Origin of the sequence: Thioclava sp. F28-4 (assembly GCF_002020045.1) — a bacterium.
Taxonomy (GTDB): domain Bacteria; phylum Pseudomonadota; class Alphaproteobacteria; order Rhodobacterales; family Rhodobacteraceae; genus Thioclava; species Thioclava sediminum.
Genome location: NZ_MPZQ01000007.1, coordinates 215,553 through 237,532, shown reverse-complemented (window position 1 = coordinate 237,532; position 21,980 = coordinate 215,553). Strand labels below are relative to the sequence as shown.

The window sequence follows — 21,980 nt, the reverse complement described above, 5'->3', positions numbered from 1 at the left end:
CGCCAATCCTCCCACCTGATGTCGGAATTGAATCAGCGCCACGCCCAGCAATCAAGCGCGAGTTTTTCAACGGAATACGCCCTTTGTGACCGAGCCTCCCGCAGTCGCCTAGCCGTCCCGACACCCGCCTCGCAAGCACCTCCCGGGCAGATACCGGGGGAAATTCACAGCGATTTTTGCGCTGAATGACATGAACCCATCTCGATCTCACAAACACGGAGATCGACCATGTCATCAGCAACCAAAACCGACTACCCAATCGTCATGCGCATGCAAGGCATGCACCCTCGCAATCTCGCCGGCTATGAAAAGCACCGGACGCGCAGTGGGGGCGATCACGGACATTGCGAACGCACTCTCATGGCACACAACCGGCGCCTGATCGGCTCGAAAACCTGGGCACAAGATGCGTGGGACGAGATCCAAGACATGCGCCACGCGAACCATCTCCTCGAACTGGAGCAGCTGCGCCGCCGGCGTCGGAAGACGGAGCTCAAGAATGCGCTTTTCCGTGGGCCGCGCGATCCTTGGCGCGCAACCCGGCACGGTCCGCTGCGCGAAATCATTCTGACGGTAAACAAAGAGTGGTTCGAAAAGGATCTTACCGAGTTTTTCGGGGAGAGCGGACCGACGCGAGAAATGCAATTCGAGGCTCGGGCCACGGAGTGGCTCTTGACGAACTTCGGCGATGACTGCGTTCATGCACGCGCCGATCTCGACGAAACAGCATATCATATCCACGCCGTGATCATTCCCCGCGCAGTGACAGTGGATGGTCGGCGTATGCTGCAGCCAGCGGTCCACCCGCTGATCCGCAGTTACGAGAAAGCGCAAGATAGCGTTGGTGAATGGTTCGCGGCGATTGGGCTCCAGCGCGGCAAGCGTCGCAAGCAGGCCCTGCGGGAGGCCCTTAAACACAACAGGAAAGTCCGCGAAGCGCGCGCGAACGGAGCGGTCGATCCTGGAACCGAGGTCACGTTGCCAGAACATCGCGATCACGTCAGCCCAAGAAAATGGCGCGAGAGCAAGGAGATTGAACTCGCCACTCGCGACAAGGTGGTGAAGAAGGCCGAGGAAACCCTCGCTGCCGAAAAATCGGCGCTCGCAGATCAAGAGCGTACCGTCACGCAGCAGCAACAAGACGCACAGTCCGTGCTCGATGTCGCGGCGGCCGTGGCTGAAGGCCGCGTGGATGTTGTCCCCGACACGGACGAGACGGCGCGACAGGACGCTCAGGTCGATACGACATCACCGGTGCGGCTCCTATTCGGGCGCGCGCTTGCGGTTCTCCGGCAACGCGCCCGCAAAGAAGCGCGTGCCGAACTCGCGGATGAGTTTTCACAGATTGCGGCGGCGGACGCTGCGCTTCTCGAGATTGCGAAAACGCTGCCCGAAAAAGCCCGGCAGCGTCTCGCTCAAGCGCGCAGATCGCTTTCGTTGCCGCTGAATGCGCTTCGGCGCCGCTTGTCGCCCGCCCGGTTCGACGACGTCGATCGGGGCTCTGATGAGAAAACGTGAAAAAGATCGCGAATTCGATTTCCGCGCCCAGCGCGATGAACCCACCTCATCATTAGCGTCCAAGAAGCCTCGCGACAGGCGCGAGGCAGACACTGCAAAGACCGCTACGAAAGGACTCGACTACATGGCACAGAAACACCGACATCCTGTCATCGACTGGAACCGTATGACCGACCGCCAACGGCAAATGAAAGCCCGCGCGGAGAACCTCACTGCGCAGATCGCTCTTGATCAGCACCGCGAACATGACCGCGCGAACAAAGCGCTCTTCGCAAGCCTCGAGAGCGTCCTGGCACAACTCGCGGGTACGCCCAAAGCGGAAGAGTTTTTCCGCCTGTTCAGCGAAACCGCCACGCTCGCCAACGCCAAGCGGATTGCAAACCATCCTGACTGCCCAGACCTTGTGCGCGACGAGATCGCGCAGCGGATCGAAAAGACTGGCGCCACCCCTGGCCACGAAGGCGTTGCAAGCGCTGTGCCCGGGAAATCGGTCAACGCCAGCGAAGGCTGACGGGGCTTAGATCGCACAACACGAAAAGGAAGGGGGCGCGGTGTATTCCGCGCCCTTTCTCGTTATCACGGTAAGCGCTTTGCCGATCCCCTACGCGGCGATGCTTGACGGGATCTGGTAGTTCCAGGGCATGAGTGCGTCGATGCGGCTTTTGGGATGCCCATCGAGCAGTGCGCGTAAAGTGTCGGAGAGGTAACTGACCGGATCGACGCCGCACATCTTGCAGTTTGCGATCAGGCTCGCGAGCAATGCCCAGTTCTCTGCTCCGACCTCGTGCCCCGCGAAGAGCGCGTTTTTCCGTGTCAGGGCGATCTTCCTGATCTGGTTCTCCACCGGGTTGGTATCCAGCTCCAGACGGCCGTCTTCAAGGAACCGCGTGAGGCTGGGCCAGCGCGCCAGAGTGTAACGGATGTCCTCGGCCAACTTGGATGAACGCGGGATGCGCGAGAGCTGTGCCTCGAGCCAGGGACGGAAAGCGGCGATGACTGGTGCCGAGAGGTTGCGCCGGGCAGCAAGTCGGGCGTCTGGAGCAAGGCCGCGCACGGATTTTTCGACGGCATAGAGCTCGGCGATCTGGCGCAGAGCTTCCTCGGCAATCGGCGACCCATCCTTTTCCAGGCGCTTCACGAACCGCCGACGCGCATGCGTCCAGCAATGGACGAGCGTCCATGGGCCCTCAAGCCGGTCGATCCGGGTGAGTTTGTCATAGGCTTCATAGCCGTCGCATTGCACGAACCGCCCGCGATAGCCCTCAAGGAATCGAAGTGCATGCACGGCACCGCGGCCGGGCGCGTAGTGGAACATCACCACGGGAGGGTCTGCGCCACCGTGCCCCCGATCATCGGCAACGATGGCCCAGAAGTAACCGGTCTTCGTCTTCCGTCGCCCGGGGTCGAGCACCGGTGCTCTTGTTTCGTCCATGAAGATCCGGTCCGCACCTTTCAGCCGTTCCTTCAGGTGATCGGCGATCGGACGCAGGTGGAAACAGGCGCGTCCCACCCAGTTGCCGAGCGTGGCCCGGTCCAGGGTGATCCCCTGCCGGGTATAGATTTCGGCCTGCCTGTAGAAGGGAAGATGATCGCCGAACTTGGCCACCATGACCTGCGCGATCAGGACCTCTGTGGGCAACCCGCCGGGCACGACATGTTCCGGGGCGTGGGCCTGCGTCACCGTGCCGGAGCAGCGCCGGCAGGCATATTTGGGCCGGCGGGTGACAAGCACACGGAGTTGGGCCGGAACCACGTCGAGCCGCTCGGAAACGTCCTCGCCGATCTTGGCCATCTCGCCGCAACCGCAGGGGCAGAGGGTGCATTCGGGTTCGATGACCCGTTCGATCCGGGGCAGATGGTTTGGAAGGTGACCCCGATTGCGGTTCGGCCTGCCGCTCTCGGCAGCGCCTTGTCCCTTTAGGGCGCGCCGCGCCTTCTCTTGCGCCGCCTCCAGCACGCCCTGCGCCAGTTCGACATCTTCGAGCGGCAAATTGAACTGCTCCGCATCGAGCTTCTCGGATCTCCGCCCGAACTTCTCTCGCCGCAGTTCGCTGACGATGCTTTCCAGTCGCCGCTGCGCCTCGACCGCATCCACAAGCGCCGCCTCGGTCTCGGCGAGGCGGGCTTTCAGAAGTGCGTTTTCTTCGGCCAGAACGGTGTCGGTCATGACTGCGATCAAGCACACGGGGCGGCGCCCTGCCACCGACAAATCATCCCCGAGTCATTCTGCCGCAGCTCCTACCCCGCCAAGTCTGGTCGCCGCACACGCTCGGGGCGAACAAGCCGCCAGTCGAGACCTTCGAACAATGCCGAGAACTGCGCTGGCGACATCTTGATCACACCCTCCTGCGCCTTGGGCCAGACGAATTTCGTACCTTCCAGATGGGGTGGTTGCCGCCCTCCCCAGACGGCATCGCGATGTGCCAAGATGGTGGTCTGAGAGCCACGAAACTGAGAGGACGGCAAGATGAAAGATACGATAATCGGGGTGGACTTGGCAAAACGTGTTTTTCAACTTCACGGTGCGACCATGACGGGCCATGTGACATTTCGTAAGAAGCTGACGCGTGAACAGTTCCGGCAGTTCATGGCTGAACAGCCATCCTGCCATGTCGTATTCGAGGCTTGCGGCAGCGCCAGCTACTGGGCGCGCGAGATGGCCAAGCTGGGACACGACGCCAAGCTTATTGCGCCGCAATACGTCAAGCCTTTCGTAAAGCGCCAGAAAAACGATGCCGCCGATGCCGAGGCGATCGTTATCGCCGCACGTCAGCCCGAGATGCGGTTCGTCTCCCCCAAGACCGAAGATCAGCAAGCCAGGGCGATGCTGTTCCGCGGCCGTGAGCGCCTCGTCTATCAGCGCACCGAACTGGTGAACGCGCTGCGCGCGGTGCTCTACGAGTATGGTCATGTGTTTCCTGCCGGCATTGGCCATCGCAAGCGGATCGAGGCGTTGATTGAAGATTCCGCCTGCGACCTGCCGGCCCTGATCATCGCGGAATGCCGCGACCTGCTGGCGCAAATTGCCGAGAAGACCGACAGGATCAACGCGAAGACCAAGTCCCTGAAAGAACTGGCGGCGGCGACCCACACGGCGCGCCGGCTGCAGACGATGCCTGGGGTCGGACCTCTGACGGCGCTCGCGGTCGAGGCCTTTGCACCCCAAATGGCGCAATTCAAGTGTGGCCGAGATTTCGCGGCCTGGCTGGGGCTCGTGCCACGTCAGCACTCTTCGGGCGGTAAGGCGCGCCTGGGGCGAATATCGAAGGCCGGTCAGACGGACATTCGGCGGCTTCTGATCATCGGGGCAATGACAAGGATCATGGGCCGCGCGCGCCACAAGATCCCGGCGGACGGTTGGCTTGGCCGGATGATGGCGCGCAAGCCGAAGATGCTGGTCGCGATCGCATTGGCTAATAAGATGGCGCGGCAGATCTGGGCGATGCTGATGAAAAATGAGGATTACAGGGATCCGGCACTGGCAGCAGTGGCATGAATATCGTGTCGTAACCAGTCAATGCCGGTGCGATGGGGAGTGTGAGAAGACGACGAACCGAATGGGCAAAACGATCGAACAGATCCGGATTGGGAAAACCAGGACAAGCGGCAGAGCGATAGAGCTCGGCTTCCAGATTAGGACCCGATCCGCTGATCACCATCCCGGCCCGCGGCTTCTGGAAATGCCGCAAAACGAGGCCTGACAGAAGACCGCACTCGATCACATGCCAATAGGGTCAGAAACTTCTTGCATCACAGGCGGCAACCACAGAAGGCGCTTGTGGATCAGCACGATTCCGGTCTGGTCCCAGACCAGCACCTTGATGCGGTCCGCGCGCTTGGCGCGGAATACAAAGGCCGCGCCGCTGAACGGATCGAGCTCCATCGTCTCCTGAACCAACAGCGCCAGACCATCCATGCCCTTTCGGAAATCGGTCGGGCGCGTGGCCACATAGACGCGCAGCCCATCAGTCGGCGAGATCATTGCGATGCTGCCCGGATCGCGCGGATCATTCGGGTTAATTGCGCGTCGTCGATATCCGGCGGCACATGCAGGGTCACACCGTCGACCATCATCTCGATCCTGCCGGGTTTGATCGCACTGCCGCACCCTTTCGGGCTGGATTCAGGCCCGCCCCGCTCCGGTTCCAGGACAAGCGCTGCGAACATCGGTTCGTCAGCTGTCTCCGCAGGCAGCGCCAGCGCGCCAGCCTTCAGCTTCTTGCGCCAGTCATAGACCTGCCAGCGGGTCACTGCGTGCCGACGCGCCACATCGGAGACCTTCGCTCCGGGCGCCATGCTTTCCGCCGCGATCCGAGCCCGTTCCGCCTCGCTCCGCATTCGCCGACCCGACCGGCCCTCGTAAATATCGATCCTGCCCGCGTAACCGTCCGCTGAGCCGTCTAAAGAGCCGTCCATTTTGCCGTCCTCTCCTGTGCCTCATCTCCGCACAGGACGCCCACAGATGATCCCAGAGCGGCAGGAGGGGATCGGCAAAGCGCTTACTTATCACGGGCTACTCATTGGCTGGGCAGCGATCGAAATGCACCGGCGCAGTCCGGTGCGATCAGCCAATTGAGCACCGCAGAGGCACTCGGCTGACAACTATCGGTCGGGCTAGGCCCCCTCTCCCTTAAGTCTTGTCGCCCTACGGCGACGGGGGCAGCGCCCCCTACCCGTTCAGATCCTTGATCAGTCGCCCGTGCTTACGAAGCTCGGCCACCAATTCGCCGAAGGTCCGCAAGCCTCGCGCCTGCAGCGCCGGGAGCATCTTCAGGAAGGCATCCGCCGTCGCGACCGTGTCGCCAATCGCGGTGTGGCGCGCTTCCTCGGGGATGGTGATGCCGAGCCGGTGGGTCAGCGCGTCGAGCGTGTGGCTCTCGGATTGCCCGAACACCACCGCCGACAGCAGCACAGTGTCGAGGATCGGGTGATCGAACCGTTCGCCGATCGCCACCTCCTTGCGATGCAGGAATTCCATGTCGAAAGGCGCGTTATGCGCGATCAGCACCGCCCCCTCGGCGAAGCGGTGGAAATCGCGCCCCACCTGCGCAATGTCCGGCGCCCCTTCGACCATCGCGTTCGAGATGCCGTGCACCTCGGTCGAGCCGGGCGGGATCGGGCGTTTGGGATCGACGAGCGTGTCAAAGACCTCGGTATCGATCCGCCGCCCGTTGACGATGCGCACGGCGGCAATCTGCACGATCTCGTCGCCCTCGGTGGGCAGCAGGCCGGTCGTCTCGGTGTCGAAGACGACATAGGTCAGATCGGTCAGCGGCGTGTCGGCGATTTCGGCCACGCGCTCGCGCGAGAGCAGGTCGAAATCATAGACCACCGCGCGCGGCACCGGCTTCGGGCGCTTGGTGACATGGCGCGCCTCGCGCAGCGGGATGCAGAGCCGCGCCCGCGTGTCGCCCAGCTTCTCGGGCCAGATTTCGGCGGCATGGGTGGTCAGCACGCGATGCCCGGTGACGTCCTCCAGCCCGACATCGAGCGGCTGATCGAGCCAGCCTTCCAGCTCCGCAATCGGCACCGGCGCGCCTTCCCATTCCAGCGCGATCAGCGCGCCGGGGCCGTCCTCGGTGATCTCCAGCCGGAAGTCGCGGCGCCCCGTCAGCTTGCGCACCAGACCTGCCAGCAGGGCCACCATCTCGAAGCCTTCGCAGCGCAGCATCAGCCCCGCCGTGACCGGCAGGATCGCCCCGCCCTCGGCGGTCACCCGCGCGGCCACCGCCTGCCCCAGATCGGAGGCGCGGATCATCGCCAGCGGCCACCAATCGGCGCGGTTCGCCTCGTGGCGCTCGAAGAATTCGTGGATCGCGGCGGAGAGGTGATGCGCCTCGGAATTGGCGGCCTCGCGAACCCGATCCCGCTCAGGGCCCGGCGCGGGGCCGTCATCGGCGGTCAGCACCCCGATCAGCGATTGCAGGGCTGCGGCAGGGCGGCGGATGCGGTCGAACAGCTCGTCCATCAGCTGCTCGCGCTGCGCATGAGAGGCCATGTCGCCCGAGACATCGCGCAGCGTCAGCACATAGCCCGGGCGCGCGCTCAGATGGTGATCCTCGCCCTCCGACAGCAACCGCATGCGCGCGGCGAGCACCCGGCCCTCCGCCTTGGTCGAACACAGCAGGTCCGAGGCCGCATCCGGGTCTTCCGTCGCCAGAAGCCGGTCATAGGCATGGGCGATGGGCGGCTGGTTGAGATAGTCGAAGACGCGCCGATCCAGCCCCGGCGCATGGGCAGAGCCCAACAACTCCACCGCCTGCCCATTATAGAAGGCCAGCTGATGATCGGCGGTGCAGAGCAGCACACCCACCGGCACATCCGACAAGAGCGCCTCGAGCCGTTCCTTTTCCTGCGCGAGCCGCGTCGTCTCGCGCTGCACGGCTTCGGTCAGGGCGTTACGGGTTTCCGACAAGTGACGCGTGACCGAGGCCGCGGCGGGGGCCAGATCGCCCAGATAACGCGCGATATCGGCATCCATCTCGCCCTCGATTTCGGCCGTGGTGCGGGCGCGCAGCATCCCCGAGAGCCGCTCGATCGGCTTGGCCACGTTCTCGTCGAACAGAAACCAGATCCAGGCGATCAACCCGAGGATCACGAAGCCCGCGACAGCGCCGCCGATCACCATCGCATTCAGAAGCTCAGGGTCGCCAAGCCGGGTGAAGCCGAACCACAGCCCCGCCACCAGCGCCACCAGATTGCCGAGCGCCAAGGCGGCGAAGAACAGAAACACCCGGGTGCGCAGGGAAAGCCGGGTGAGGTCCATCAGGCCGTCTCCCCGTCGAGGATGCGGTGGACCTCCTCGCGCAACTCGCGCAGCTCGAAGGGTTTGGCGATGAACCCGTCAGCACCGAGCGCGAGGCCCTTGCGGCGCTCCATCGCGGAGCCGCGCGCGGTCATCATCAGGATTTTCACATCGCCGAGGCCCTTGTCGGCGCGCACGCCCTCGCAGATCTCGTAGCCCGAGACCTCGGGCAGCATCACGTCGAGGAGCACCAGATCGGGGCGGGTCTCGCGGATTTTCTCCAGCGCGCCGCGCCCGGTGTCGATCCGGTCATGCTCGAACCCCTCGCGGCTCATCAGATAGTCGAGCGCGATGGCGATATTGTCCTCATCCTCCACGATCAGGACGCGATGTTTCCTCCCCCCCGGCATGGTCTCATCCTCCTGCGCATACCGCTTTCAGCCCCGGGTCGTCGGGCGTGAGTTTCAGCCAACCGCCGCCCGACAGCTCTCCGTCTTTCGTCAGCGTGGCCCCGTTCACCAGATCGGCGCGGCTGTCGGTCTTGCAGTCATAGACCGTCGGCACCGTCTGCAAATTCTGCCAGCGTCCGATCAGCAGCAGATCCGTCTCGGCCAGCTCCGGCTTGCCCGCCACCGGATGCTCCACCTTGCCCGCATCGACCGCCATGAAACGCGTGACCATCGGCACCAGATAGGTCCAAGGCCGCCACGGCACGCTTTCGTCGATCGGCTGCAGCACGACGACCGTATCGGGCATCTCGGAGCGCATATTGGGAAACCACGAATACTCGCTCCAGACCGTATAGCCGATCAGCGCCGCCCCGATGGCTGCGGGCATCGCCCATTTCGGCAGCTTCTCGCCGCGGAACCTCTTGCTCAGATGCGAGAGCAGGAAGACCACGAGGGCGGCCAGCAGGCCCGCAGCAAGGGTCGAGATGAAGTCGTTCGTCATAAGCTCTCCTCAGCTCATCGCGCCTTTGCCGTGACCGGCGGCCGATTGCATGGTGCGCACCACCACGAAGGCGTCGCGCAGATGCGAGCGTTCGAAATCGGACAGGTCCGAGGGTGCAAGATAATTGTCGGGCTTGCGCCCCGAGCGCGCGAGATGCGCCTGGTTCTCCAGCCGCATCGACGCGATCAGATCATAGGCCTCGACCAGATCACGCGCGCCGGAATGGCTCAGCACGCCGGCATGTTCGGCCTCGATCAGACGGGCGCGGGTGTTCACCTCCGGAAGGCGGCCCTGCAGCGCGTAGATGCGCGCCAGATCGGTCACCGGGACCACGCCGTTATGCTTCATGTCGATATGGTTGCGATGCTCGCCCGAGCGGATCGTGGCGAAGCCCCGGATCAGGCCGAGCGGCGGGTGATGCTTGAGGCTGTTGGCGATCATATGGGCCACGAAGATCGAGTTCTTCGACGCCTTCGCCAGGGTCTCTTCCTGCAACTGCTGGAACAGCCCCGCCCCGTTGCCGCCGATCGCGCGCAGATCGAACATCACCGAGGCGAGCATCTGCGCCTCGGGGTTGGGCTTGGCGATCCAGCCGCGGAAATAGTCGCGCCAGACGCGGACCGGCTGACACCAACGCGGGTTCGTCGCCATCATGTCGCCGGGGCAATAGACGTAACCGCAAGCATCCAGCCCGTCCGAGACGATCTTCGCGAGCTGGCGGAAATATTCCATATCCGCTTCGGTCACGGCGTCGTCGAGGATCAGGCAATTGTCCTGATCGGACACCCCGGTCTGCTCCTGCCGCCCCTGCGAGCCGCAGGCGAGCCACAGATAGGGCACAGGCGGCGGCCCCAGCGCCTCCTCGGCCATCTTCAGCAGGCGGCGCGTAACCGCATCTGCGACATCGGTGATCAGCCGGGTGATGACCTCATGCGCGTGATGCCCGCCCACGAGTTGCACCAGAAGCTGCGGGATGCGCGCGGTGACGGCGGCCATCTCCGGCACGGTCTCGGCGCCCGCCACATCGCGGATCAGCACGGCCGAGCTGACCGCCTGAAAGCGGGTCAGATCGGTCTGGGTGATCATGCCCACGAAGCGCCCGCGATCGGTGATCGGCAGGTGGCCGACGCGCTTTTCCAGCATGACATGCAGAAGGTCGGTGCCCAGCCCTTCGGGGGTCAGCGTCACCGGATCGGGGGTCATCACCTCGCCCACGGGCGTATCGGGCGCGCGGCCTTCGGCCAGAACCTTGTTCGACAGGTCGCGCACCGTGACGATGCCCACCAGCCCGCCCTCGGAATCGGTCACGCCGAGCGAGGAAATATGCGCATCGCGCATCTGCCGCGCGGCTTCGGTGACGGTGGTCTCGGGCGCGCAGCCCATCGGCTCCTGCGCCAGAAGATCGGCGATCTTCATCGTCGCGATGGAATTGGTGCGGGTCTCGCCGCCGCGCACGCGGTTGAAGAAGCGCGCGAAGGCGGGGGTGTTTTGCGACAGCTCTCGGAACTCTTCGACCGGCAGCTCCAGCAGCACGGTCTCGGCAGTGGTGCGCGCCGTGGTCGCGGCCAGACCGTCGCGCATCAGCCCGCGCTCGCCAAAGGTGTTGCGCGCGCCGAGGATCGAGACCAGCGCCCCGTTCTGATCGGTCACTTCGACCGCTCCGCGCTTGATCAGGTAGATGCCCTTGAGCGGCTCGCGATAGGAATAGACGGTCTCATTCGCGGGCAATTCTCTACGGCGGAAGGAACTGGCGAGGTGCTCCAGCTCGTTGCGCGACAGATTGTCGTAAGGATGGACGCCTTCGAGAAATGCGAGGATCGGGGTCAGATCGGCGGCCATGATCTTGTCCTTTGGGTGGTGGCGGCGCCCCGAGGGGCGCCTGCCGAAGATTCAGAGGTCGGGACGAGGCGAACCCCGTCCCGCGCCGCTGTCTCAGTGGTCGACTGCCGCACCGGCGCCTTTCGGCACGCGGATCGACTCGACGAGCTCCTGGATATCTTCCGGGGTCTCTTTGGTCGCGTTCGACACGACGTAGGCCACGATGAAGTTCAGGACCGCGCCGATCACACCGAAGGAGGTCGACTTGATCGAGAGGATCATCGGGTTCGCATCCGTGAACGTGTTGGTGTCCGGGATGAAGAACCAGCCCTTGTGCAGGAAGATGTAGATCAGCGTGGTCGCGAGACCCGTGAGCATACCTGCAACAGCACCGGTGTTGTTGATGCGCTTCGTGAAGATGCCCATCATCAGTGCCGGGAAGATCGACGACGCTGCCAGACCGAAGGCCAGAGCCACCGTCTGCGCCGCGAAGCCGGGCGGGTTCAGACCCAGATAGGTCGCCACGACGATCGCCACGGCCATCGAGATACGGGCGGCCAGAAGCTCGCCTTTTTCCGAGATGCCCGGATTGATCTGCGACTTGATCAGGTCGTGCGAGACCGCCGACGAGATCGCCATCAGAAGACCAGCCGCCGTCGACAGAGCCGCAGCCAGACCACCGGCCGCCACCAGCGCGATCACCCAACCCGGCAGGTTGGCGATCTCGGGGTTGGCGAGCGTGATGATGTCGCGGTTCACGGTCAGTTCGTTTGCGTCGCTCGCATTGTACTCGATGCGGCCGTCGCCGTTCTTGTCGTCGAAGGACAGAAGACCGGTCTGGGCCCAGTTACGCACCCAAGCGAGGTTCTGGTCGTTCTCGATCGCGGTCATTTCCACGGCCGGCTCGTTCACGCCATTCGGGTAGAAGGTCGAAACGAGGTTCAGACGCGCCATTGCACCCACAGCCGGAGCGGTCAGGTAGAGAAGCGCGATGAACACCAGCGCCCAACCCGCCGAGGAACGCGCGTCGGCGACCTTCGGAACGGTGAAGAAGCGCACGATGACGTGGGGCAGACCGGCGGTACCGATCATCAGCGTCATGGTGAACAGGAACATGTTCAGCGTGGTGTCATGCTGGCCGGTGTAGGACGCGAAGCCCAGAGCCTCGACGGTGTCGTTCAGCGTCGACAGGATCGGCGCGCCGGTGTTGACGTCGTTCGAGAACAGGCCAAGACCCGGGATCGGGTTGCCGGTCAGCTGCAGCGAGATGAAGATCGCCGGGATGGTGTAGGCGATGATCAGCACGACGTACTGAGCCACCTGCGTGTAGGTGATGCCCTTCATGCCGCCCAGAACCGCGTAGAGGAACACGATCGCCGCGCCGATGAACAGGCCGGTGGTGTTGTCCACTTCGAGGAAGCGCGAGAACGCAACGCCCACACCGGTCATCTGACCGATAACGTAGGTGATCGACGCAACGATGAGGCAGATAACGGCCACGGTGCGCGCGGTTTGCGAATAGAAACGGTCGCCGATGAATTCCGGCACGGTGAACTTGCCGAACTTGCGCAGATAGGGCGCAAGCAGCATGGCCAGAAGCACGTAGCCACCGGTCCAACCCATCAGATAGGTCGAGGTGTCGTAGCCGCCAAAGGCGATGAGGCCAGCCATCGAGATGAACGACGCGGCCGACATCCAGTCAGCGCCCGTAGCCATACCGTTGACGACCGGGTGAACGCCGCGACCCGCGGCGTAGAATTCCGACGTGGAACCCGCACGGGCCCAGATCGCGATGCCGATGTAGAGCACGAAAGTCGCGCCGACCACCAGCAGGTTGAGGGTAAACTGATCCATGTCCCTCTCTCCTCCCTGAGATTATTCTTCGACGCCGTGCTCGCGGTCCAGTTTGTTCATCCGCCACGCATAGGTGAAGATGAGCACCAGGAACACGAGGATCGAACCTTGCTGGGCGAACCAGAAGCCAAGATCAGTGCCACCAATTTTGATGCCTGCCAGCATCGGGCGCAGCAGGATGCCGAAGCCGAAGGACACGATGAACCAGATCACCAGAGAAATCTGGATGGTCCGGATATTCGCCTTCCAATAGGCGTTGGACGAGGATTTGTCCGCCATGAGACTAACTCCCTTTAGTTTCTCTCCAGACGGGCCCCTCATGGGCCCGCCCCTCCCCAAAATTCAGGCCGAGACGCGCTTTACGATCGACCCAAGGCCCGAGGCGATCTCGTCGATGGAGCCCATCGCGTCGATCTCCTCGAGAACACCGAGCGCCTTGTAATGGGCGATCAGCGGTGCCGTTTGCGCGTGGTAGGCCTCCAGCCTCGCGCGCGCCGTCTCGGCATTGTCGTCGGCCCGGCGTTTGAACTCCGTGCCGCCGCATTTGTCGCAAACACCCGCAACTTCGGGCTGTTTGAACTCGTCGTGATAGCCTTCGCCGCATTTGGCGCAGGTGTAGCGGCCGGCGACGCGAGCGATCATCGCCTCGTCATCGACCTCCAGACTGATCGCTGCCGTCACCGACTGGCCATTCTCCTCCAGAAGACCGTCGAGCGCCGCAGCCTGACCGGCGGTGCGCGGGAACCCGTCGAGGATCACCCCTTTCGCAACATCCGGTTCAGCCATGCGATCTTGCAGGATCGCCAGAACGATCTCGTCCGAGACGAGACCGCCCTCCTCCATCACCGCTTTCGCGGCGAGACCGGCCTCGGTGCCCTGAGACACCGCGGCCCGCAGAAGATCGCCCGTCGAGAGCTGCACGAGGCCGAAGGTCTCTTCGAGCATCCGCGCTTGCGTGCCCTTGCCCGCACCCGGAGGGCCGAGAAGGATCAGAACGGCAGGCTTGGTCTGCGTCATGGTCGTGCTGTCCGACATCATTTGTTCCCGCGATTTTCGATCAGATCATCGACGACCGACGGATCGGCCAGCGTCGAGGTGTCACCAAGGCTGCCGAAATCGTTCTCGGCGATCTTGCGCAGGATGCGGCGCATGATCTTGCCCGAACGGGTCTTCGGCAGGCCCGGCGCCCATTGGATGATATCGGGCTTCGCGATGGGACCGATCTCGGTGCGGACCCACTTCTCGAGCTCCTTACGCAGCTCGTCGGAGGGTTCGACATCGTTCATCAGCGTGACATAGGCGTAGATGCCCTGACCCTTCAGCTCGTGCGGGTAGCCCACAACGGCGGCCTCGGCCACGGCCTGATGCGCGACCAATGCGGATTCGACTTCCGCCGTGCCCATGCGGTGGCCCGAGACGTTGATCACGTCATCGACGCGGCCGGTGATCCAGTAGTACCCGTCGCTGTCGCGGCGGCAGCCGTCACCGGTGAAGTAATAGCCCTTGTACTGGCTGAAATAGGTCTCCTGGAAACGCTCGTGGTCGCCCCAGATGGTGCGCATCTGGCCCGGCCAGCTGTCCGAGATGCAGAGCACGCCTTCGGTCTCGGTCTCGTCCTGCTTCACCGCGGTCTGCGGATCGAGGACGACCGGCTTCACGCCGAAGAACGGACGGGTCGCCGAGCCGGGCTTCGTGGGCGTGGCGCCCGGAAGCGGGGTCAGCATGTGGCCGCCGGTCTCGGTCTGCCAGAACGTGTCGACGATAGGGCATTTGCCCTTTCCGACGTATTTGTCGTACCAGGCCCAGGCTTCGGGGTTGATCGGCTCACCGACCGAACCCAGCACCTTCATCGCCGAGAGATCGTATTTCTCGACCCATTCCGGCCCCTGCCCCATCAGCGAGCGGATCGCGGTGGGCGCGGTGTAGAACTGGTTGACCTTGTGCTTTTCGCACACGGCCCAGAAGCGGCCCGCATCCGGATAAGTCGGCACGCCTTCGAACATGATCGTGGTCGCGCCATTCGCGAGCGGCCCGTAGACGATGTAGCTGTGACCGGTGACCCAGCCCACATCGGCGGTGCACCAGAACACGTCGCCGTCATGGTAGTCGAACGTGTATTGCATCGTCATCGCGGCGTAGACGAGATAGCCGCCGGTCGTATGCACCACGCCCTTCGGCTTGCCGGTCGAGCCCGAGGTGTAAAGGATGAAAAGCGGATCTTCCGCATTCATCGGACGCGGCGGACATTCGGGCGAGACGTTCTCCATCATCGCCTTCACGTCGACATCGCGACCGTCGATCCACGAGGTCTGGTCGCCGGTATGCTTCACGACGAGGCAGCGCACCTTGTCCGAGCAGTGCAGCAGCGCCGCGTCGGCATTCGCCTTGAGCGGCGTGCGGCGGCCACCGCGCGGGGCGGTGTCGGCGGTGATGACGACCTTGGCGCCCGAGTCGTTGACGCGGTTGGCGAGTGCGTCGGGCGAGAAGCCCGCGAAGACGATCGAGTGGATCGCGCCGATGCGCGCACAGGCGAGCATCGCGTAAGCCGCTTCCGGGATCATCGGCAGATAGATCACGACGCGGTCGCCGCGCATCACGCCCTGGCTCGAAAGCACGTTGGCGAAGCGGTTCACCTTCTCAGAAAGCTCCTTATAGGTGATGTGCTGCGCCGGGGTTTCCGGATCGTCGGGCTCGAAGATGATCGCGGTCTGGTCGCCGCGCGTTGCGAGGTGACGGTCGATACAGTTCACGCTGGCGTTCAGCACGCCGTCCTCGAACCATTTGATATCGACATGGCCGAAGGTGAAATCGGTGTTCTTCACCTTGGTATACGGCGTGATCCAGTCGAGGCGCTTACCCTCGCGGCCCCAGAACTTCTCCGGATCGGTGATCGATTCCTGATACATCTCGCGATATTTCGCGGCGTCGGCATGGGCGTTCTCGAAGCCCGGCGGGACCTCTTTGACCTCTGGAACCTGAGTCACCTTGTCTTGCGCAGTCATGAGCTTCCTCCCAGCAATTTCGCATTGCGGCACGGCGTGTCCGCATGTCGCCCGCGTGATAGTGCAGGCCCTCTACCCCGCGCCACTGTAACTCAAAGGTTAAGATTCATGTAACCCCCTTTATACGCTACATATTTCTGTAAATTTTTTGACACCGATTGCGCTAACGCTGTAAATGCACGGAAATGAGGCAGAAAATAGGCGAGCCAATTCAAGTGCTTGCCTGTAGCGTTTCCGCTCGGACCCGACTGAATTTGAAAATCGACCGCACGGTTAAAATCATGCCGCGGCTGCGACGAGACGAATCGGACGCTCAGAATGATTCGGCGCGCGACCTTCCGTTACGGCATCCTGTGGATAACTTCGACGATTGTCGCCCGCAGGCCCGCGCCCTACCATCGCGCCGCCTTGAAGGAGCCTCCCATGCCACAGCCGACCCCGCCGACCAACCCGATCCGTCCCACGGATGCCGAGGCTCGCGCCTTGGCGCAAACCCTGATCCGCGAAGCCCGGTTCGGCGCGCTTGGCACGCTCGACCCGGATACGGGCGCGCCGGCCGTAACCCGCGTCGCCCTCGGCCCCGGCCCTAAGGGAGAGCTGTTAACCTTCGTTTCCAGCCTCGCGGCGCATACGACAGCCCTGCTCCGGGACCGCCGGGCCGGGTTGCTGCTTGGCGAGCCCGGCGCGAAAGGCGATCCGCTCACCCATCCCCGCCTCTCGTTGCAGGTCGAGGCGCATGCCATTCACCGCGACGATCCCGCCTTCCCGGCGATGCGCGACCGCTGGCTCTCCGATCATCCGAAATCGAAGCTCTATATCGACCTGCCCGATTTCTTTTTCTTCGATCTCCGCGCGACCTCGGCCAGCCTCAATGGCGGCTTCGGGCGCGCCTTTCGCCTGACATCTGCCGACCTGACATAGAAACGGCGCGCGAGACCTTCGTCCCACGCGCCGTCCCGCCAATCCGTCCGCCCCGGCCCGGACCGGCTCCGCTCACATCGTTCAGATCGGGTTATCCATCCGCAGCGTGACCTGCAGCCGACCCTTCGCCGCCTCCGGCCAGTTCACCGTGATCTGGTTCTTGGCCGCGCCCTGCTCCACCGCGACATAGGGCATCGCGTCGATCCGCGCCCCCGAGCCGTCGCGAACCATGCCCTCGGCGATCAGGCTCTGCACGTTGCGCGCCCAGCCCCCGAAGGGCAGGTATTCGCTCGCATCCACCGTCCAGACCGATTGCGCCGTGGACTGGTTCGCCTCGACCATCACCGGGTTCTGCGAGATGTCATTGATCGCGTTGAACATATTCGCCTCGAACACCACGTTGCGCACCCGCGAGCGGTCGATATCCGCGAAGCTCGTGTCGATCTTCTCGATCCGGTCGACACTGCCGTTGAGCGATTTGAACACGTTATTCGTCACGCTCAGACCCTGAATGAAATGCCCCGGCCCATAGGGCTTGATCGACAGCCACGTGAACCACGGCGCGACATTGATGCATACGCAGGTATTGCCCGTCACCGTCAGCCCGCCAAAGCTGTATTCACTCGCGAAATCCGGCTCGGCGTCATGCTCGTTGGTCCATTCGATCATCGAGTTGTCGATGTAATTTCCGGTCACCGCCGACTGGACATTGGTCTGAGTGAAGACCAGTCCCGCCACGCGCACGCCATTGCTTTCCTCGTCGCCCTGAAACCAGTGATTGCCGACGATCAGGTGCCCCGAGCCATTCAACACGAAACTCGTCCCGAAACGCACGAAGCGCGAGTCGCGGATCTTGCTGTCATTGGCATTGACGTTGAGCACCATCGACTTGCGATCCTGCGCGGGCACCAGCATCTCGTCCGACAGGAACTGACAGCCGTCGATCAGAAGATCCTGACACCCCCGCCCGATCGAGGTGATCGCGCGATCCTTGGGCCGCACCACATAGCTGTCGCGGATCTGGAACATCTGCCCGTCGGGCGCCAGCATCACGCAGCTCGCCGCCCCATTACAGAGAAACTCCACATTGGCGATGTTGAACCGGTCGAGCTTCTCCATCCCGGAAAAATCCAGCACATATTGATGGCGCGTGAACGTGTAGGTGCGCGTACCCGATCCACCGTAAAGCGGCTGCGAAAGATACAGCGTCTGCGCGCCGACATTCTTCGACTTCACATAGACCTCGCGCCCGACCCCGGTGCCGGTGATCCGCGCGCCAACGGGGATGTTGGCGATATTGGCGACCGAGGTCAGCTGCATCGACTGGCTCACCGAATAGCTCGCCTGCGACGTCACCACCTCATCGTCCCAGGCAGAGCCCGCGATCACGTTGATCTGCCCGTTCTGCAGAACCCGGCGGTTGGAAAAGCTCGTAAGGTCCGGCGCGATCTCCTCGATGCGGATCGGTTCGGTCACCTCGACGCGGCGCCCTTTCAGGTCGAGCACGTTGTGATCGGTATAGCCGAACAGCGCCTGCAGCGCCTTCTTGAAGCCCGCCAGCTCATCGCCGAAAGCCGCCGCATAGGTCGGAAAGTCGAAGGACGACATCAGCGCCAGTTTCGCTGCGACCGGCATCACCAGCGTGCCCACGAATTCGACCGGCGACGAGATCGAAATCGTGCTGCCCAGGTAATAAACGCCCTCCGAGACGAAAACCTTGCGCCCGTTCGCCGCCTGATCGGCCGCGTTGAACGCCGCGACATTGTCGGTCGTCCCGTCGCCCACCGCGCCGTAATCGCGCACATCCACCCAGCCCATCAGGTCACGCAGGAAAGCCTCGGTCACATCCTCGATCTCGATATCGTCGATGCGCACCACGCCGCCATTCGCGCCGGTCAGGTCCAGCCCGAAATACCCGTAGACCGCATCCAGCCCCCACGGCATATCGACACCGTCGCGCGAGCCGGTCCCGACGATCGCCGAAACCTCGACCACCGCGCCATAGCTTTGCAACGCGACCGTTGGCCCGACCTCGACCACGCCGCTCACATGGGCACCCGCCCCCGTCACCGCATAGCCCGCGACGCGCACCTCCGGCAGGTTGCCGCTGACCGCCTTCACCCGCGCCCGGATGCGCAGATAGGTGCCCGGCAGGATCGGTGTGTCGCCCATGTAGCGCAGTTTCTGCACCGTCTGCGTCTTGAGCATCTCCAGACAACCGCCGAAATCCGCATCCGCCGGAACCAGCACGGCATTGCCCGCGCTCTCATAGGTCGTAGAGCCCGGCGTGCCATCCTCGCTCGACCATTGATCCAACCCTTCGGCGAATTCGGGCGGGGTCAGCACCAGCCCTTTGGTAATCGCGACGTTCATCTGCAATCCTCTTGTCCATTTTCCCACCCGCGCGCCCCTTGCCGTGCCAATTGCGCGCCGCGACCGACCGAAAGCGCCCGCGCTTCGGCCCGAACAGAGCTAGAAGGAAAGGTTAAAGAAGACCTGAGAGGGCCGTTCGCAGCCTCCGGTCACGGCCTGCGCTCCCGCTGCCCCTCCCGCTTCGCAGGTGACAGCGTCATGCGCCTGACATATCCTCGCGCCACATCGGGTGTGCAGCCAAGAGGAGCCGCAGATGGTTTACGCCATATCCCCCGACGACAAGACCCCGACGAAAGCCCTGCGCCGCATCGCGCGCAGCGAGCTCGGAACGGCCGTTAAACTGGCCGACAAGCCCGACCCTTCGGTCCATGCGCTGCGCAAAGCGATCAAGAAGACCCGCGGCCTGATCCGCCTCTTCGCACCGCATTTCTCCGATTTTCACAAGGAGAACGACGCCTTGGCCGAAGCCGCCCGCGGCATTTCCAGCCTGCGCGACGACGAGGTGATGCGCGCCTCGCTTATCCGGCTCGGGCGCGAAGGGCCTGATCTCGACGGTGCGTCTGCCGCTCGCGCCATGCTCGACGCGCTGCCCGCGACCCCGCCCCCAAAGGAAGGCGACATCTCGACATTCGCGAAACGCGTCACGGAAATCCGCAAACGCGCGAAGGATTGGGACGTCACCGAAAAGGGCTGGCCCGCCTATGAGGCCGGATTGTACGAGACGCTAAAAGACTGCCGCAAGCGCTTGAAAACCGCTCAGGAATCACGCGCAGGCTTAGACCTGCACCATTGGCGGACGCGGGTGAAGCAGCATTGGTATCACACCCGCCTGCTCGCCCCGATCTGGCCCGAGATGCTGCATCCGCGCGAAGACGCGCTCGACACTTTGGGGGAGTTGATCGGCGACCATCACGACCTGCATGTGCTCGAGATGAAAGTGCCAGAGCATCTCGACCCCGAAAGGGCCGAGGCTTTGCTTGCACTGATCCGCACCGAATCCGCCCGACTGGAGGCCGAAGCCTTCACCCTCGGCGCCAGGATATTCGCCGAGCCCCCCGAGCCGCTTTGCGACCGCTGGGGGGCTTGGTTCGATCTCTGGAAAGCTTAGTCGACCAGTTCGCCCGCCAGCGCCCGCTCGATCAGCGCGACGGTCTCATCGACACCGTAAAGCGCGATGAACCCGCCGAAGCGCGGTCCTTGGCTCTGGCCCAACAGCACCTCGTAGAGCGCCTTGAACCAATCGCGCAGGTTCGCGAATTCGTGGTTCTTGCCGACCGCGAAAACGACCGTCTGCAGGAACTCGTCGCTATGGAAATCGGCCTCCGGCAGCGGCTCTTCGTTGCCTGCCGCCGCGTTCTTGCGCGCGATCTGATCGAGCGCCGCCTCTTCCGATTTCAGCGCCTTGGCAAGATCTTCCAGCGCGGCACGTTCGGAGGCGTCGGGCGCACGGAAGACCAGCGTCGGCTTCACGAAATCCTCGAAATACTTCAGCGCGAAGCCTGCCGCCTGATCGAGATCGGGATTGCCTTCCGGGCTCGCCTCGGGCGCGTAGCGCTTGATGAAGCCCCACAGCCCTTCCTTCTCGGTCGCGCCCGCGACGCTCGCGAGGTTCAACAGCATCGCGAAAGGCACCACCATCCGGCTCTCGGGCGGGTTGCCGCCGTGGATGTGCCAGACCGGGTTGTTCACCTGCTGCTCGATCGGCTGATCGGGATAGGCGCGCAGCTGCTGGTGATATTCGTCCACCGCCTTCGGGATCACGTCGAAATGCATCCGCTTCGCGGTCTTCGGCTTGAGATACATGAAGTAGCTCAAGGATTCCGTCGCCGCATAGGTCAGCCACTCGTCGATCGACAGGCCATTGCCCTTCGACTTCGAGATCTTCTCACCATTCGCATCGAGGAACAGCTCGTAGGTGAAGTGCTCCGGCGCACGCCCACCCAGCACGCGGCAGATGCCGTCATAGATCGGCGTGTTGGTCGAGTGGTCCTTGCCATACATCTCGAAATCGACGCCGAGCGCGGCCCAACGCATCCCGAAATCGGGTTTCCACTGCAGCTTCACATTGCCGCCGGTGACCGGCAGCGTCCATTCGCGCCCATCCTCGTCGTCGAAGGTCACGGTGCCGTCGCGCGCATTGACCTCCTTCATCGGAACGTAGAGCACGCGGCCCGTCTCGGGATGGATCGGCAGGAAGCACGAATAGGTCTGCTGACGCTCTTCGCGCAGCGACTTCAGCATGATTTCCATGATCTGATCGTATTCGTAAGCCGATTTGATCAGCATTTCGTCGAACCGGCCCGACGTGTAGTAATCGGTCGCGCTCGCGAATTCATACTCGAACCCGAACGTGTCGAGGAAACGGCGCAGCATCGCGTTGTTGTGGTTGCCGAAGCTGTCGAACTCGCCGAACGGATCGGGGACCGAGGTCAGCGGCTTCTGCTCATGCAGACGCAGCATGTCCTGATTGGGCACGTTGCTCGGCACCTTCCGCATCCCGTCCATATCGTCCGAGAAGCACAGAAGCTTCGTCGGGATATCCGAGATCACCTCGAAAGCGCGGCGGATCATCGTGGTGCGCGCAACTTCGCCAAACGTGCCGATATGCGGCAGACCCGAGGGACCGTAGCCCGTCTCGAACAGGACGTAACCCTTTTCCGGGTCCCGTTTCTCGTAACGCTTGAGCACCCGGCGGGCTTCCTCGAAGGGCCAGGCCTTGGATTTCATCGCAGCGTCACGCAAGCTCGTCATTGCATACCTCATGAAGGCGCCCCGTGCGCCCAGTCGCGCCTGACCTA

At 63.3% G+C, this 21,980-nt stretch carries 19 protein-coding genes; 5 read left to right on the top strand and 14 right to left on the bottom strand.

The window, feature by feature from the left end:
• Window positions 1-228 precede the first annotated feature (228 nt).
• Window positions 229-1,518: a plasmid recombination protein gene (locus BMI87_RS16095; protein WP_078522629.1), complete on the top strand. Its 1,290-nt coding sequence runs from the start codon at window positions 229-231 to the stop codon at window positions 1,516-1,518.
• Entirely contained in the window at window positions 1,505-2,029 is a 525-nt protein-coding gene (locus BMI87_RS16090) for a hypothetical protein (RefSeq protein WP_146681632.1), read from the top strand. Before BMI87_RS16095 ends, BMI87_RS16090 begins: the two co-directional genes overlap by 14 nt.
• Window positions 2,030-2,119: 90 nt before the next feature.
• Here the strand turns inward: BMI87_RS16090 and BMI87_RS16085 are convergent, their stop codons facing one another.
• Complete coding sequence (locus tag BMI87_RS16085; protein ID WP_078522641.1) at window positions 2,120-3,685, bottom strand: IS66 family transposase; 1,566 nt, start codon at window positions 3,683-3,685, stop codon at window positions 2,120-2,122.
• 71 nt (window positions 3,686-3,756) lie between these two features.
• On the bottom strand, window positions 3,757-3,945 hold the full coding sequence (gene tnpB, locus BMI87_RS23035; protein ID WP_168175226.1) for an IS66 family insertion sequence element accessory protein TnpB: 189 nt from the start codon (window positions 3,943-3,945) through the stop codon (window positions 3,757-3,759).
• 40 nt (window positions 3,946-3,985) lie between these two features.
• Between tnpB (BMI87_RS23035) and BMI87_RS16080 the strand changes: the two genes are divergently transcribed.
• A complete protein-coding gene (locus tag BMI87_RS16080) occupies window positions 3,986-5,014 on the top strand; it encodes an IS110 family transposase (RefSeq protein ID WP_078522627.1) in 1,029 nt (342 codons plus the stop codon).
• Window positions 5,015-5,236: 222 nt separating this feature from the next.
• On the opposite strand, the gene tnpB (BMI87_RS16075) is transcribed toward BMI87_RS16080, so the two are convergent.
• The 10 genes from tnpB (BMI87_RS16075) to acs form a co-directional block, all read right to left on the bottom strand.
• Entirely contained in the window at window positions 5,237-5,500 is a 264-nt protein-coding gene (gene tnpB, locus BMI87_RS16075) for an IS66 family insertion sequence element accessory protein TnpB (protein WP_078522626.1), read from the bottom strand.
• Entirely contained in the window at window positions 5,497-5,934 is a 438-nt protein-coding gene (locus tag BMI87_RS22200; protein WP_146681631.1) for a transposase, read from the bottom strand. The genes tnpB (BMI87_RS16075) and BMI87_RS22200 overlap by 4 nt, the downstream gene beginning before the upstream one ends.
• 253 nt (window positions 5,935-6,187) lie before the next feature.
• Window positions 6,188-8,284 (bottom strand): exonuclease domain-containing protein, encoded by a 2,097-nt coding sequence (locus BMI87_RS16065; RefSeq protein WP_078522625.1) that lies wholly within the window; start codon window positions 8,282-8,284, stop codon window positions 6,188-6,190.
• Window positions 8,284-8,673, bottom strand: a complete 390-nt coding sequence (locus BMI87_RS16060; RefSeq protein ID WP_078522624.1) for a response regulator transcription factor — start codon at window positions 8,671-8,673, stop codon at window positions 8,284-8,286. Before BMI87_RS16060 ends, BMI87_RS16065 begins: the two co-directional genes overlap by 1 nt.
• Before the next feature lie 4 nt (window positions 8,674-8,677).
• Entirely contained in the window at window positions 8,678-9,214 is a 537-nt protein-coding gene (locus BMI87_RS16055; protein WP_078522623.1) for a hypothetical protein, read from the bottom strand.
• A gap of 9 nt (window positions 9,215-9,223) precedes the next feature.
• Window positions 9,224-11,053 carry a DUF294 nucleotidyltransferase-like domain-containing protein gene (locus BMI87_RS16050; protein WP_078522622.1) on the bottom strand — a complete coding sequence of 610 codons (1,830 nt, stop codon included), beginning with the start codon at window positions 11,051-11,053 and terminating at the stop codon, window positions 9,224-9,226.
• Between the two features lie 93 nt (window positions 11,054-11,146).
• Window positions 11,147-12,886 carry a sodium:solute symporter family protein gene (locus tag BMI87_RS16045; RefSeq protein WP_078522621.1) on the bottom strand — a complete coding sequence of 580 codons (1,740 nt, stop codon included), beginning with the start codon at window positions 12,884-12,886 and terminating at the stop codon, window positions 11,147-11,149.
• 21 nt (window positions 12,887-12,907) lie between these two features.
• Complete coding sequence (locus BMI87_RS16040) at window positions 12,908-13,165, bottom strand: DUF4212 domain-containing protein (RefSeq protein WP_075774060.1); 258 nt, start codon at window positions 13,163-13,165, stop codon at window positions 12,908-12,910.
• Window positions 13,166-13,228: 63 nt separating this feature from the next.
• A complete protein-coding gene (locus BMI87_RS16035) occupies window positions 13,229-13,921 on the bottom strand; it encodes an adenylate kinase (RefSeq protein WP_371326891.1) in 693 nt (230 codons plus the stop codon).
• The gene (acs, locus tag BMI87_RS16030; RefSeq protein ID WP_078522619.1) at window positions 13,921-15,888 is read right to left on the bottom strand and encodes an acetate--CoA ligase; all 1,968 of its coding nucleotides are present in this window, start codon (window positions 15,886-15,888) and stop codon (window positions 13,921-13,923) included. The genes BMI87_RS16035 and acs overlap by 1 nt, the downstream gene beginning before the upstream one ends.
• Window positions 15,889-16,311: 423 nt before the next feature.
• On the opposite strand from acs, the gene BMI87_RS16025 reads away from it, so the two are divergent.
• Complete coding sequence (locus BMI87_RS16025; protein ID WP_078522618.1) at window positions 16,312-16,809, top strand: HugZ family protein; 498 nt, start codon at window positions 16,312-16,314, stop codon at window positions 16,807-16,809.
• 81 nt (window positions 16,810-16,890) lie between these two features.
• On the opposite strand, the gene BMI87_RS16020 is transcribed toward BMI87_RS16025, so the two are convergent.
• The gene (locus BMI87_RS16020) at window positions 16,891-19,182 is read right to left on the bottom strand and encodes a glycosyl hydrolase family 28-related protein (protein ID WP_078522617.1); all 2,292 of its coding nucleotides are present in this window, start codon (window positions 19,180-19,182) and stop codon (window positions 16,891-16,893) included.
• Window positions 19,183-19,435: 253 nt separating this feature from the next.
• Between BMI87_RS16020 and BMI87_RS16015 the strand changes: the two genes are divergently transcribed.
• Window positions 19,436-20,290 (top strand): CHAD domain-containing protein, encoded by an 855-nt coding sequence (locus tag BMI87_RS16015; RefSeq protein ID WP_078522616.1) that lies wholly within the window; start codon window positions 19,436-19,438, stop codon window positions 20,288-20,290.
• Here the strand turns inward: BMI87_RS16015 and BMI87_RS16010 are convergent.
• A complete protein-coding gene (locus BMI87_RS16010; protein WP_078522615.1) occupies window positions 20,287-21,933 on the bottom strand; it encodes a lysine--tRNA ligase in 1,647 nt (548 codons plus the stop codon). The two genes, BMI87_RS16015 and BMI87_RS16010, sit on opposite strands and share 4 nt — an antisense overlap.
• Window positions 21,934-21,980 lie beyond the last annotated feature (47 nt).

Bases quoted from the DNA above. Each gene is read 5' to 3' on its own strand.
- BMI87_RS16095 (WP_078522629.1), top strand. From the start codon at position 229: ATGTCATCAGCAACCAAAACCGACTACCCAATCGTCATGCGCATGCAA.
- BMI87_RS16090 (WP_146681632.1), top strand. From the start codon at position 1,505: ATGAGAAAACGTGAAAAAGATCGCGAATTCGATTTCCGCGCCCAGCGC.
- BMI87_RS16085 (WP_078522641.1), bottom strand. From the start codon at position 3,685: ATGACCGACACCGTTCTGGCCGAAGAAAACGCACTTCTGAAAGCCCGC.
- BMI87_RS16080 (WP_078522627.1), top strand. From the start codon at position 3,986: ATGAAAGATACGATAATCGGGGTGGACTTGGCAAAACGTGTTTTTCAA.
- tnpB (WP_078522626.1), bottom strand. From the start codon at position 5,500: ATGATCTCGCCGACTGATGGGCTGCGCGTCTATGTGGCCACGCGCCCG.
- BMI87_RS22200 (WP_146681631.1), bottom strand. From the start codon at position 5,934: ATGGACGGCTCTTTAGACGGCTCAGCGGACGGTTACGCGGGCAGGATC.
- BMI87_RS16065 (WP_078522625.1), bottom strand. From the start codon at position 8,284: ATGGACCTCACCCGGCTTTCCCTGCGCACCCGGGTGTTTCTGTTCTTC.
- BMI87_RS16060 (WP_078522624.1), bottom strand. From the start codon at position 8,673: ATGCCGGGGGGGAGGAAACATCGCGTCCTGATCGTGGAGGATGAGGAC.
- BMI87_RS16055 (WP_078522623.1), bottom strand. From the start codon at position 9,214: ATGACGAACGACTTCATCTCGACCCTTGCTGCGGGCCTGCTGGCCGCC.
- BMI87_RS16050 (WP_078522622.1), bottom strand. From the start codon at position 11,053: ATGGCCGCCGATCTGACCCCGATCCTCGCATTTCTCGAAGGCGTCCAT.
- BMI87_RS16045 (WP_078522621.1), bottom strand. From the start codon at position 12,886: ATGGATCAGTTTACCCTCAACCTGCTGGTGGTCGGCGCGACTTTCGTG.
- BMI87_RS16040 (WP_075774060.1), bottom strand. From the start codon at position 13,165: ATGGCGGACAAATCCTCGTCCAACGCCTATTGGAAGGCGAATATCCGG.
- BMI87_RS16035 (WP_371326891.1), bottom strand. From the start codon at position 13,921: ATGTCGGACAGCACGACCATGACGCAGACCAAGCCTGCCGTTCTGATC.
- acs (WP_078522619.1), bottom strand. From the start codon at position 15,888: ATGACTGCGCAAGACAAGGTGACTCAGGTTCCAGAGGTCAAAGAGGTC.
- BMI87_RS16025 (WP_078522618.1), top strand. From the start codon at position 16,312: ATGCCACAGCCGACCCCGCCGACCAACCCGATCCGTCCCACGGATGCC.
- BMI87_RS16020 (WP_078522617.1), bottom strand. From the start codon at position 19,182: ATGAACGTCGCGATTACCAAAGGGCTGGTGCTGACCCCGCCCGAATTC.
- BMI87_RS16015 (WP_078522616.1), top strand. From the start codon at position 19,436: ATGGTTTACGCCATATCCCCCGACGACAAGACCCCGACGAAAGCCCTG.
- BMI87_RS16010 (WP_078522615.1), bottom strand. From the start codon at position 21,933: ATGACGAGCTTGCGTGACGCTGCGATGAAATCCAAGGCCTGGCCCTTC.